Source organism: Bacillus paramycoides (assembly GCF_038971285.1).
GTDB lineage: Bacteria > Bacillota > Bacilli > Bacillales > Bacillaceae_G > Bacillus_A.
The window spans coordinates 3,494,863-3,507,246 of the sequence record NZ_CP152427.1 but is presented as its reverse complement, the minus strand read 5'-3'; the positions used below and the strand labels follow the sequence as shown (position 1 = coordinate 3,507,246).

Genomic DNA, 12,384 nt, shown 5'->3' with positions numbered 1-12,384 from the left:
TATATTCTTAATATGATTTTTTTACCATTTTATTTTCTAGGACTAAAGACTTAGAACGAATTCAGGTTGTGGTGCGATGTTTAAAATGTCATATTTTTATACACTGGTAGTATAGAATGAGTTTGTTATGAAGTAAGGTAGGGGAAGAATACATGTCTTTATGTCAGTTAGTGAGGAAAAATATAAGAACATTTGCTGCCAAGAGGATGAAGCAATTTATGTGGATTGCTATAAGTACTATGATTTTGTTTTTTATGATATCGCTCCAGTTTAATAAAGGAGCGATTGGGGAATTACGGACTACACTTTTATTTCAAATGTGCTTTTACACGCTGTTTATTGTATTTATTTTTATATGTATTTTTACTACATATAAAATAACGCTTTCTCTTCTGCACGTGAGGAAAGAGGAAATTATATCTTATGTAGCAGAGAATAGGAAGAGAAATGACGTACTATGTGTATTATGTCAGGAGCAATTATTTATTTATGGAGGAGCGTTTGTTTTTGGGTTAGTTAATGGGATGTTATTTTTGAAATTATTTACGATTATCTTTATGAAAATAACAGGAATACAAGGGATAAATAGTGCACCGATTACAATATATGCAATAGTAGTTGTTAGTATCATTATGATCGTTATTCTCTTATTATCGATGGTGCAATGTTTTCGATTTGTTCAAAGTTTACAAGATAAAAATTCATTGCATTTCAAGGAAAAGGCATGAGGAACCATGCCTTTTTCTATTTTACACATAAAAATAATCATGTTACAGTGTAAAGACCTGAAAAAGAATGGGAAGGAAAGGTTGTATAGAATGACAAACGAACAATCAATTGTAAAGGTCGAGCGGTTAACGAAGCGAATCGGTTCAAAGACACTTGTAGAAAATATTAGTTTTGAAGTTAAAAAGGGTGAAGTAGTTGGTTTGCTCGGACCAAATGGCGCTGGAAAAACGACTTTAATGAGAATGATGGTCGGCATGATTCGTATGACAGAGGGCGAAGTTTGGATTGATGGTCAATCTGTAAAACAGCAATTTGAAAGTACTGCTTCGAAAATTGGAGCAGTAATTGAGACACCGGAATTTTATCCTTTCTTAAGTGGCTATGAAAATTTAAAATATTTCGGACGAATGAATGGGAACGTGACAGAAGAACGTATCGATGAAGTAGTGAAATTGTTAGGAATGGGACAAGTAATTGACCGCAAAGTAAAAGCATATTCACTCGGTATGAGACAACGTTTAGGAATTGCTCAAGCGCTTATTCACGATCCAGATGTATTAATATTAGATGAACCAACGAATGGATTAGACCCTAGTGGAATACATGAGATGAGAATGTACATAAAAAAAATTGCGCATGAACAAGGAAAAGCGGTACTTGTATCTAGTCACTTGCTTTCAGAAGTTGAATTAATGTGTGATAGAGTTATCATTATTCAGCACGGAGAATATGTCGCGACGCAAAATATTCAGCATAATCAAAGTGAAGAGATGGAGACAATCCGTATACGTGTAGATGATGCGAATAAAGCAGCAGAAATGTTAGAACAAGATGTTTTAATAAAAGGTAATGATCTACTTATTCATGTAAAAGATGAAGAAATCCCAAATGTTATTCGTACATTGCTTGAGAAAAACATTCAAGTGTATCGTGTATATGAAGAAAGAAAAACGTTAGAAGAGCAATTTTTAGAATTAACAGGGGGAAAAGATATTGTTTAATTTAGTGTATAACGAACTGTATAAAATATTTAAGCGGAAGCGAACGATTATTCCATTTGCGGTTATTGCAGTATTAATAATCGGATTAGGATGGGTTACGGTAAAGTATTTGGAACCGGAAACAAAAGGATGGAAAGCGGATTATACAGAACGAACTGTAGAAATTGAGAAAAAGCTAGGCATGAAAAAAGAAGCTATTTTAGCAGAACGATCTGGGGATGAGCTTGTAAAGGAATATCAGCTCAAGATGAAGCATTTAGATACAGGTACAGCACCGGCAAGTAGTTCTCCACTTTCTTTCATGAGAGATACAGGTTTTATCGTATTTCCAATATTACTCCCGTTTATCCTCGTGTATGCAAGTACAATTTTTGCGAATGAATATAGCTGGGGAACATATAAATTTTTAACGATACGACCAGCGAGTCGCTTTAAAATTTTGACAGCTAAATTTTTAGCAATTGTGATATTTGCAGCGTTATTGTTTATATTTAATATGATTTTTTCCATTTTATGTGGGCTTGTTATTTATAAATTCCAGCAGCCTGCATGGAGCGAGTTTATATTCCAAGGTGGAAATATTATAAAACAAAATATTTTTGTAGAAGCTAGTAAGTATTATATTTTATCGTGGTTGCCGACGATTGTGTACGCAGCATTTGCATTTATGATTTCTGTGCTAACAAGATCTAGCGGAGGTGCGATTGGTATTTCACTATTTCTCGCTTTATCAGGAAACATCGCATTACTAGCAGCAACTAGATATGATTGGGCGAAATATTTATTGCCAGCAAACACAGATTTATACAGTATTGCAAAGAATGGCAGTTTTATTGATGGAGTAACGTTCCCATTTGCTTCATGTATGTTATTACTATATTTATTTGTATTTTTAAGTATCTCCTATACCGTATTTTTAAAACGCGATTTAACTTAATCAAAGAGAGCCGTTAAGTATTTCTTAACGGCTCTCTTTTTTTATGAAAATTGTTTAAGGGCTTTTTCAGCTAGCAAAGCGAAGTATTCTGCACTTATAGGTAACGCTCGCTCGTCTACTGTAAAAGCGGGGTGATGCCATTCTTGTGTACCACTCGTTCCCATAAAGATAAATGAACCAGGTATTTCTCGTTGATAAAAAGAAAAATCTTCTCCGGCCATTGACGGGGTAGGAGAGATGATATTTAAATTCATTTTTTCGGCAACTTGGATAGATAAATTTGTTAGAGATGTATCGTTATGAACAGCAGGAGGACCTGCAAAAAAACGAAATTCTGTTTTTACACCTAATGCATCAGAAACTCCTTGAATAATACGTTTCATTAGTGCTGGAATCTTTTCGCGTGTTTCATTTTGGAATGTACGTACAGTTCCTTCCAGCGTAGCTTTTTCAGGAATAACGTTCCACGTATTTCCTGAATGGATATTTGTGACACTAACGACGGCATTATGAGAGGAACTTATATTTCGGCTTATAATTGTTTGGAGTGCCATCACAATTTGAGAAGACGCGACAATAGGGTCTACCCCAGCATCTGGTACAGCTGCATGTGTACCAACTCCGTGAATTTCAATTTCAAATCGATCAACCCCGGCCATGAGTGGACCATCTTTAATACCGATTGTACCGACTGGTAAATCAGGTTTGTTATGCATACCGAAAATAGCTTGTACGCCATGTAAATGCCCAGCTTCAATGACTTTGCAAGCGCCATTGCTACTTTCTTCAGCTGGCTGGAATATAAAGCGTACCGTTCCACTAAGAGAAGTTTCTTTTTCCTTTAATAAATAAGCTGCACCAATAATAGCAGCTGTATGAAAATCATGCCCACAAGCATGCATTTTACCGTGAATTTTTGAAGCATACGGCAAATCTGTTTCTTCTTGAATAGGAAGGGCGTCAATATCAGCACGGATTGCTATAATTGGTCCGCTATGATTCCCAGAAATTTCAGCAATAACGCCTGTTTCTAAACTTGAATTTATAATCGTAATGTTTTTCTCTTCTAACCAATTCTTTATAGCTTTCGTCGTTTTAAACTCTTCGTATGATAATTCTGGATGCTCATGTAAATTTCGACGAATAGAAATTAGCGTCTCAGTTAATTGCTCTAGATTTGCTGCCACTTATAATGCCCTCTTTCTTAAATAAAGTATTTACATTAAGTATACAATAAGAAAAGAGAGGATTCTCAAATGAAAATCCTCTCCCGTTTTATCCCGCTTTAATGGGCAGTAAGACCCCCACCTCAAAATTCAGCGAAAGCAAAGAATTTAGGTGGGGGATCAACTGCCCATAAAAGTCCGATTGGTTCAACTAATAATCAGTGGGGATGAAGCCCCCACTGATTAAAGTTTCACTTTATGCTGCCAATTTTTTGTGGGTATGATGTTTGCGATAGCGTCCACGCATTGCATAGGCAATTTGCGGGATTGCAATACCGATTAAAATAAGTGATACACCGAACCATTGTGAAGATAGCACAGCTTCTTTTAAAACGAATACAGACATAATTGTTGTAACTGGTAATTCTGCGGCACCAAGAATAGTTGCTAAGCCAGAACCAATCTTTGGAATGCCAATTGTAAAGGCGATAGAAGGAATAACGATACTAAATGTTCCTAATCCTAAACCGTATTTCCAAAGTCCTTCTGAAATTGCACCGTTAAAAATAAATGTTGGCGGGAATACGATCATTACTAAAGTTAAAGCGCCAGCCATTAAGAGAACACCACGTGGTAAGGAAGGTACTTCAACAGCAACTTTTCCGCTCACAAAAATGTATGTTGCAAATGTAACAGCAGATAATAAACCTAATATGATTCCAGTCGTATCGAAATCACCTGCTGATTTTTCTAGTAATCCACTTGATAAAAATGTACCTGCAAGTAAGAAAATAACGGAAATCACTTTTTCTCTTGAAGGTAATGTTTTTGTTGCCACTGCTTCAATAATAATTCCGACCCAAACGAATTGGAATAAAAGTATGATTGCAATAGATGCTGGTACAGTTTTTAATGAAGCATAATAAAAAATTCCGGTGAAACTTGCAGATGTACCTGCAACGAATAAAATTAACGCTTGTTTTAATGGAACACGATGTCTAGAAAATAGAAGTGTAATAGCAAGCAAAATAATCCAACCGAACAAATATTGGCTGCCAATTACCTCTCCAAGTGAAAATCCTTCTGCATATGCAAGTTTAACGAAAATAGCTAAAATCCCATAACTACACGCTCCTAATAAAACTAAAAGAGAATAACGAAGCATGAAAAATTCCTCCCATCTATATGAACTTGTTCCGTAACGGACATATATAACTAGAGGGAAGTATACAAAATTAAAAATGAAGGGTCAAATAAAAGAAAAGTATGACATTTTATAGAATAATAAAAGTATGATATTTATGCATAATCTTGAAATTAGTAATAATAGAAGTATTATAAAATCGGCTTTGTATTGTATAAAGACAGCATTTGAAAAAAATATTTTTTAGGGAGATAAAAGGGTAGTCCATTATAGTGTGCTAATCATTTGAGAAACTACGTTACCTTTGTTATGTTAATATCAATTAGAGAAGTTTCGTAGTTCAATTGAGATTTCTCTATATAATAGAAGGAAATGAAAACGTTTTTTAGAAACTGTGTGAAAGGGTAGTTTTTCTTATTATCACGTTGGAAAAGTGATTTCACGAATTGTTCATAGTATTTTTATATGTTTTTGCTACAATATGTAAGGAGAGGAGTGGAACAATGCAAGATATTAGTATTTTTTTAGCGTTTGGTGCAGGGTTTTTATCATTTATTTCCCCGTGTTGCTTACCCCTTTATCCGGCATTTTTATCGTACATAACAGGTATGTCGGTTTCTGAGTTGAAAGAAGAAAATGCAATGCTTCGCAAAAGGAGTATGATACATACAGCGTTTTTCTTACTTGGATTTTCAATTATATTTATTGCAATTGGATTTGGTACAAGTTTTATTGGAGGCATCTTTACAAATTATAAAGATTTAATTAGACAGTTAGGTGGTATATTTATCATCGTATTCGGTCTTATTATTGTCGGTGTGTTTAAGCCGAAGTTTTTAATGCAAGATCGTAAATTCACGTTTAAAAATCGTCCGAGTGGTTATTTTGGATCTGTTCTAATTGGATTGGCATTTGCGGCAGGATGGACGCCTTGTACAGGACCTATTTTAGTATCGGTTATTGGCTTAGCAGCAACGAATCCAGAATCAGCAATGATTTATATGATTGCATACATACTTGGATTTGCTATCCCGTTTTTCGTACTATCATTCTTTATTACGAAAATGTCTTGGATTAAAAGAAACAGTATGAAGTTCATGAAAATCGGGGGATACGTTATGATTATCATGGGTATTTTCTTATACTTTAACTGGATGACGAAAATTATCGTATATTTCTCAAGTTTATTTGGTGGTTTTAAGGGTTTTTAGTATTATTCTGTGAAAATGTTGGAAATACTAACGGAAAAGCATATAATGAAAGTATATTTTGCATATAGCCACAAAAAAGGATGAGAAAATATGAACATAGTTGTTTTATCTAGTATCGTTGCTGTTTGTATGGCTGTTGGTGCGATGTTTATTCGTTTAAAAGCAGCTAAGAAACCTGCAACATTGAAAAAAATTATACTTCCACCATTTTTTATGAGTACGGGAGCATTGATGTATGTTTTTCCTGAATTTCGATTAACTCCAGCAGAAATGTTAGAAGCAATTGGTGTCGGTTTGTTTTTCTCTATTTTTCTTATTAAAACATCTAAATTTGAAATTAGAGGACAAGAGATTTATTTGAAGCGTTCAAAAGCCTTTGTTTTTATATTAATTGGATTACTTGTCGTGCGAATTGTATTTAAAACATACTTAAGCCAATCTCTTGATTTAGGACAACTTAGTGGCATGTTCTTCTTACTCGCGTTCGCAATGATTGTGTCATGGAGAATTGCGATGTACCGTTCCTTTACGAAATTGCAAAAGGAAATGGAAAAAGAAGATGGTTTTTATAATGAAAAAGATATGAAACTAACGTGAAGTATATATTTGTACAGAAAAAACAGCGTCTTTGACGCTGTTTTTTTATTGATATTATTAATAATTTTTTGTTCCAATCGCAACGTATAAATTGTTTAGTCTTGCTGTTAACTGGTTTGAAAAATGAAGATTATTTTGCTAATAAAGTTTTATAATTCGAATAATCAATCTCTTTTTCTTGTAGTTTTTTTACTAAAAATTTATGATCACGCTTCGGTGTAGCAATAATATACCCTTTAATAATTAAATCTTGTGTAATTTGAGAGGCTTTTTCTTGTAATGCCAGTTCTCCAATTTTGCCAGCAATTTTTGATTTAGCAACATCGCGAAATAGTTCTGGAACAGGACTTACGAGCTCTTCTAACAATTGTTTTTGTTCGTCATCCCATAAATGCCTAGTTTTATTAATATAGTGCTCTTCCCAATCTAAAATAGACATACCATCTTCTTTTGGTAATCGTTTTAAAAATTTTCTGAACATAAAGTATCCACCGATAGACATAAGTCCTAATAAAATAACAGTCCATAGCACAATAAACCAACTGAACCATCCTTCGAGCAAGTATATCCCCCCTTAATGATTGCGGTTTTCTATTATTCATATTATAAACAGTGAGATTCATAGAAAGCAAGAACGCTTGGTCATTTTGACCAAGCGTTATCATTTAAACAAAGTATAGTTGTTCCACACATAAATTATTATTATCATCTTCTACATATTCAATGATTAATGTGCCAACTTTACGATCTTTATCTTCAGTTGTGAAAATAGAGTAAGAAGTAAAACGTGCTGTTGATAGGCCGCTTATATGTGTAGGTAAAGAAATGTAGTCGTTATCGCGGAAGAATTCCATCAGTTCAATATCCTCAAATTCTTTTCGGTCAACTTGTTTGTTTGTATAGCGGCGTTGAAGTTGTTTTAAAGACTCATTCCAAGAAATTGCTTTTGTATCGTATACCATTGTCTTATCTCCTTACTGTATGTAATCATTAAGAACATACGTTCTAAACTAGTATACTCTTTTTATTAGAAAAGAGAAAGCAAAAAATAATGTAAGCTCGGATTTCCAAGCTTACATTATTGATGCGTCCGTCATAATCTCTATTTTTTATTATAAGTTACATAAGAATAAGAAACAAGATGATATATATATTGTTGATGGTTTTCAAAATTCTGTATATTATAAGTGTACGAAAGTGCAAGGGAATGAGAGGAATGGCATATGTAATTTCACTCCAAGGACCGATGGCAAGTGGGAAAACAACATTGGCTAAAAGATTAGAACGATGTGGGCTTTCGGTTATATATGAAAATCCTTATCCAATTGTAGAAAAGCGAAAACAATTAAATTTGGATATGAATTCAAAAGAAGGGTTTATAGTAAATCAAAAAATGTTTATAGAAGCTAAAATAAAGGAGTTTCAAAATGCGAAGGGTTCAGACGTTATTTTTGATCGTGGACCTGAAGATATTGAATTTTATACACTTTTTTATCCAATGATTATAGGGAAAGAGTGGGATATAGAAACTGAATTGAAAGATGAATTATATAAATTAAGAGAATGCCGTTCAGATTCTATTTTTTATTTAGATGTGACGAAAAAGAATGTATATGATAGAAAAAATAATGATAGAACAAGAAACAGAAGTACATTTGAGGAGCAATTTAAATTAGTAGAAACTGAAAAAGATTGGTATAAACAATTTCCTGTAACTTATGTGGACACGAATAGATTAACAGCAGAAGAATTAGAGGTATATTTTATGGATTGGTTAAAGGAGAGAGGGATATGAAAAAAAATACTTTTATTTGTATACCCAACATTTGCGGAGTTTGAAATAACAGTAGCAACGGCATTGCTGAAAAATAAATATAAAATCATTACAGCTGGCTTAACGAACGAATCGATTATAAGTGAAACAGGTTTGCAAGTCCAACCACATATGGAATTAAGTGAAGTGCGTGTAGAAGAATATGAGGGAATTATTATTCCAGGTGGGGATGCAATACATATGAAGGATTCAGAAGTACTCTTTTCAGTCATTCGTCAATTTCATGAACAAGAAAAATTAGTAGCTGCTATTTGTGCTGGACCGTATGCGCTAGCACAAGCAGGCTTATGCAAAGAAATCTCGTATACGGTGACTATGGATTATAGAAAATTAGATTGTTTTCCAGTAGAAAATTTTGTGTATGAAGAAGTTGTGCAACACTCAAATATAATTACAGCACAGGGGCATGTATTTGTGCCATTTGGAATAGCGATTGCCTCTTATTTTGGGGTAACAAACGAACATAATATAAATTTTTACAGCGGTAAGGGGAATGTGATGATGGAGGAGCTGTTGCCTGAGAATGTATAAAAGCTAGCATTGGCTAGCTTTTTTCTTTTTGGCATCGATAAATGGCTAACGTTTTCGGATCGCGCCATATACCGTTATGAAGTGACAATTCATTTTCTACTTCTTCTTTTAGCCATTCCTTCATTTCGGCGTGAAGATGTGTATTATCAGGTATATTTAGTGATGGAAACATGCTAGAAATATAGTTTACAATTGGAGTAGCATGATGAAAAACGAGAGTATTATGAATAACTGCTTCTTCAACAGTTGGAAAAACAGACTGTAATATCTCTTTACCATTTTCCAAACAAAATGGCGTGACTGAAGATGTTGTTTTCGGTAAATCAAATGCGTCTAACATGCGGTTACACATTTCAACTATACGAGGTAATGTAACGTCAGAATTTGTTGTAGCTAAAAGTGAGCCACCAGGACGTATTACTTTATGGAATCCTTGGACTGTTTTTTCGACGTCTTTCATGTGGTATAACATATGTCTTGCGACGATCCAGTCGTAGCAATTAGCTTCGAAAGGAAGTTTACCAGCGTCACCTAGCCTCCATTCAATTATGCTATTTTTTATTGTAGCTTCAGAAAGCATCGTTTTCGATTGATCCAAACCTGTTAAATGTCCTGTATGACCGTTAGTTTGTAAAAGGGAAAGAAAACTCCCGTTAGCGCACCCAACCTCTAATATTTTCTCGTCTCCTTGAAGTTGTAAATGATTCATGACGACTTCATCTAAATTCACATGTTTTTCTTCATAATGTTTATGCGTATCGATACGAGTTTGTAAATGGTTGCTTACGTTGTATTGGCGTTTTACATCATTCATCTTTTCGCATTCCACCTTCGTGCAAAATTGCTGAATTGCGTGCGTTAATACGTCGGTTTTCTTTAAACCTTCGTAATGAAGTGCAGATTCAAACCTTTCAAGTAATTTTTCTTCAATTCGAAAATGAATATCTTTTCGTTTTGTCAATGAAATCTCGCTCCTTTGCATCTGTTATTGAGACTATAGCACGCCTGAAAAAAATGTGTAAATAATTTGTGTACACAAAGGGAGGAGATGAAAAAATTGTTTGAATGTGAGTTTAAACTATTGACGATTTAAACGTTTTCATATATTCTTAAATTAAGAAATATTCAAATAATTAAAAGAAATGAGAGAGTCACATGCTTCTTCAAGGAACACATCGAATTGGTCGTATGGCCATGCTGTTGGCACTTGCGGATGAGAATGAAAGCCCTGTATTATCTATCCCGAAAGGTTGGAAGTATTGTACGGGGAAAGTGGGTTCGATGAATTCGCAAAAGGTTGTAGCAGCAATGGAAACAGCGGCTAAAAGCAACCAAGTTATTGAAACAGACGTTTACAGAGAAACACATGCACTTTATCATGCAATTATGGAAGCTTTGTACGGAGTGACGAGAGGTCAAATTCAGTTAGCAGACGTTCTTCGTACAGTAGGACTTCGATTTGCGATTGTGCGCGGTACACCATACGACGGAAAAAAAGAAGGCGAATGGGTTGCTGTTGCATTATATGGAACGATTGGTGCACCTGTAAAAGGATCTGAGCATGAGGCGATTGGTTTAGGAATTAATCACATATGATTTGCCCATAGTCTATTAGTTAGAAGGGGGCCTTACTTTTTTAGGACAGAAGTCTGTCTTAAAAAGATAAGGTCCCCTTTTGCCTTTTTAAGGAGGAAAAAAGAATGATTACGTTAACAGGACACACATTGACAATTGAAGAAATGAAGAGGTTGTTACTTGAGGGGGAAGGTGTAACAGCTTGTCCAAATAGTATGCAAAAGGTGGCGGAGTGCCGCGAAGTAGTTGAGAAAATTGTAGAGGACGGAAAAGTTGTTTACGGTATTACAACTGGATTTGGAAAGTTTAGTGACGTGCTTATTCAAAAAGATGATGTAAAGGCACTTCAACACAATTTAATTCAGTCACATGCATGTGGGATAGGCGATCCGTTCCCTGAAGAAGTATCACGCGGCATGTTAATTTTACGAGCGAACACGATGCTTAAAGGCGTATCTGGCGTTAGACCGCTTGTTGTAAATATGCTTCTTGAGTTTGTAAATCGTAAAATTCATCCAGTCGTTCCGCAACAAGGTTCACTTGGTGCGAGTGGCGATTTAGCGCCATTATCTCATCTTGCGCTCGTATTATTAGGCGAAGGTGAAGTGTTCTATAAAGGAAAACGCGTTCATGCGATGGTGGCTCTTACAGAAGAAGGTCTTGAGCCGATTGAACTTGAAGCGAAAGAAGGGCTTGCATTAATCAATGGTACGCAGGCGATGACAGCGCAAGGAGTTCTTTCTTATATAGAAGCGGAAGCAACGGCATATCAAGCTGAATTCATTGCTTCGATGACAATTGAAGGGTTACAAGGCATTATTGATGCATTTGATGAAGATGTTCATAAAGCACGTGGTTATAAAGAGCAAGTGGAAGTAGCGAGCAGAATTCGTGACATCCTTCATGATAGTAAATTAACAACAAAACAAGGAGAACTACGTGTACAGGATGCCTATTCACTTCGCTGTATTCCGCAAGTACACGGTGCTTCTTGGCAAGTTTTAAATTATGTCAAAGAAAAATTAGAAATTGAAATGAATGCAGCAACAGATAATCCACTAATCTTTGATGGTGGGGAAAAAGTAATTTCGGGCGGGAATTTCCATGGTCAACCGATTGCGTTTGCGATGGACTTCTTAAAAGTAGGAATGGCGGAACTTGCAAATATTTCAGAGCGTCGTATTGAGCGTTTAGTAAATCCGCAATTAAATGATTTACCGCCATTTTTAAGTCCAGAACCAGGACTTCAGTCTGGTGCGATGATTATGCAATACGCAGCAGCATCACTAGTTTCTGAAAATAAAACGTTAGCACATCCGGCGAGTGTGGATTCAATCCCGTCATCAGCTAACCAAGAAGATCACGTAAGTATGGGAACAATTGCTTCACGCCATGCACATCAAATTATTCAAAACGTAAGACGTGTTCTTTCAATTGAAATGATTTGTGCGATGCAAGCTGCAGAATATCGCGGTATTGAAAACATGAGTACAGTGACGAAAAGTTTCTACCATCAAGGTCGTCAGCAAGTGCCTTCTATTACAAATGACCGTATATTCTCAACGGATATTGAAAATATTGCGCATTGGTTAAAAACGAATTATTCGATCAAAGAAAGATTAGATGTAAACGCAGCACTATAAAATGAGAAAAGGGAGA

The 12,384-nt window shown here is 35.2% G+C and carries 14 protein-coding genes and 1 pseudogene; 10 read left to right on the top strand and 5 right to left on the bottom strand.

What is annotated here, in order from left to right; genetic code table 11:
- Positions 1 to 152: 152 nt before the first annotated feature.
- The 3 genes from AAG068_RS18000 to AAG068_RS17990 all read left to right on the top strand — a co-directional run bounded on the left by AAG068_RS18000 (position 153) and on the right by AAG068_RS17990 (position 2,667).
- Complete coding sequence (locus tag AAG068_RS18000) at positions 153 to 728, top strand: ABC transporter permease (RefSeq protein ID WP_342715302.1); 576 nt, start codon at positions 153 to 155, stop codon at positions 726 to 728.
- Positions 729 to 818: 90 nt separating this feature from the next.
- Complete coding sequence (locus AAG068_RS17995) at positions 819 to 1,730, top strand: ABC transporter ATP-binding protein (RefSeq protein WP_342715301.1); 912 nt, start codon at positions 819 to 821, stop codon at positions 1,728 to 1,730.
- Positions 1,723 to 2,667, top strand: a complete 945-nt coding sequence (locus tag AAG068_RS17990; RefSeq protein WP_342715300.1) for an ABC transporter permease — start codon at positions 1,723 to 1,725, stop codon at positions 2,665 to 2,667. Before AAG068_RS17995 ends, AAG068_RS17990 begins: the two co-directional genes overlap by 8 nt.
- A gap of 41 nt (positions 2,668 to 2,708) precedes the next feature.
- On the opposite strand, the gene AAG068_RS17985 is transcribed toward AAG068_RS17990, so the two are convergent.
- A complete protein-coding gene (locus tag AAG068_RS17985) occupies positions 2,709 to 3,854 on the bottom strand; it encodes a M20 peptidase aminoacylase family protein (RefSeq protein ID WP_342715299.1) in 1,146 nt (381 codons plus the stop codon).
- 235 nt (positions 3,855 to 4,089) lie between these two features.
- Positions 4,090 to 4,998 carry an EamA family transporter gene (locus tag AAG068_RS17980; RefSeq protein WP_000947030.1) on the bottom strand — a complete coding sequence of 303 codons (909 nt, stop codon included), beginning with the start codon at positions 4,996 to 4,998 and terminating at the stop codon, positions 4,090 to 4,092.
- Between the two features lie 323 nt (positions 4,999 to 5,321).
- On the opposite strand from AAG068_RS17980, the pseudogene AAG068_RS17975 reads away from it, so the two are divergent.
- The 3 genes and pseudogenes from AAG068_RS17975 (at position 5,322) to AAG068_RS17965 (ending at position 6,785) form a co-directional block, all read left to right on the top strand.
- Positions 5,322 to 5,464, top strand: a pseudogene (locus AAG068_RS17975) (peptidase T).
- Positions 5,465 to 5,480: 16 nt separating this feature from the next.
- The gene (gene ccdA, locus AAG068_RS17970) at positions 5,481 to 6,188 is read left to right on the top strand and encodes a cytochrome c-type biogenesis protein CcdA (RefSeq protein WP_001152682.1); all 708 of its coding nucleotides are present in this window, start codon (positions 5,481 to 5,483) and stop codon (positions 6,186 to 6,188) included.
- 90 nt (positions 6,189 to 6,278) lie between these two features.
- On the top strand, positions 6,279 to 6,785 hold the full coding sequence (locus tag AAG068_RS17965) for a CcdC family protein (protein WP_001028639.1): 507 nt from the start codon (positions 6,279 to 6,281) through the stop codon (positions 6,783 to 6,785).
- A gap of 130 nt (positions 6,786 to 6,915) precedes the next feature.
- Here AAG068_RS17965 and AAG068_RS17960 read toward each other — a convergent pair whose 3' ends face one another.
- Positions 6,916 to 7,347: a DUF2621 domain-containing protein gene (locus tag AAG068_RS17960; RefSeq protein ID WP_000889382.1), complete on the bottom strand. Its 432-nt coding sequence runs from the start codon at positions 7,345 to 7,347 to the stop codon at positions 6,916 to 6,918.
- Between the two features lie 103 nt (positions 7,348 to 7,450).
- On the bottom strand, positions 7,451 to 7,747 hold the full coding sequence (locus tag AAG068_RS17955) for a hypothetical protein (RefSeq protein WP_000262403.1): 297 nt from the start codon (positions 7,745 to 7,747) through the stop codon (positions 7,451 to 7,453).
- A gap of 254 nt (positions 7,748 to 8,001) precedes the next feature.
- Here AAG068_RS17955 and AAG068_RS17950 point away from each other — a divergent pair, with 254 nt between their 5' ends.
- Together AAG068_RS17950 and AAG068_RS17945 are read left to right on the top strand one after the other, a co-directional pair.
- Positions 8,002 to 8,580, top strand: coding sequence for an AAA family ATPase (locus AAG068_RS17950; RefSeq protein WP_342715298.1), 579 nt, complete (start codon positions 8,002 to 8,004; stop codon positions 8,578 to 8,580).
- Positions 8,581 to 8,586: 6 nt separating this feature from the next.
- The gene (locus AAG068_RS17945; RefSeq protein ID WP_342719782.1) at positions 8,587 to 9,150 is read left to right on the top strand and encodes a DJ-1/PfpI family protein; all 564 of its coding nucleotides are present in this window, start codon (positions 8,587 to 8,589) and stop codon (positions 9,148 to 9,150) included.
- Positions 9,151 to 9,163: 13 nt separating this feature from the next.
- On the opposite strand, the gene AAG068_RS17940 is transcribed toward AAG068_RS17945, so the two are convergent.
- Entirely contained in the window at positions 9,164 to 10,111 is a 948-nt protein-coding gene (locus tag AAG068_RS17940) for a class I SAM-dependent methyltransferase (protein WP_342715297.1), read from the bottom strand.
- A gap of 194 nt (positions 10,112 to 10,305) precedes the next feature.
- Here AAG068_RS17940 and hutP point away from each other — a divergent pair, with 194 nt between their 5' ends.
- Together hutP and hutH are read left to right on the top strand one after the other, a co-directional pair.
- Positions 10,306 to 10,746 (top strand): hut operon transcriptional regulator HutP, encoded by a 441-nt coding sequence (gene hutP, locus AAG068_RS17935; RefSeq protein WP_000926516.1) that lies wholly within the window; start codon positions 10,306 to 10,308, stop codon positions 10,744 to 10,746.
- Positions 10,747 to 10,850: 104 nt separating this feature from the next.
- Complete coding sequence (hutH, locus tag AAG068_RS17930; protein ID WP_342715292.1) at positions 10,851 to 12,368, top strand: histidine ammonia-lyase; 1,518 nt, start codon at positions 10,851 to 10,853, stop codon at positions 12,366 to 12,368.
- The last annotated feature ends 16 nt before the right edge of the window (positions 12,369 to 12,384 follow it).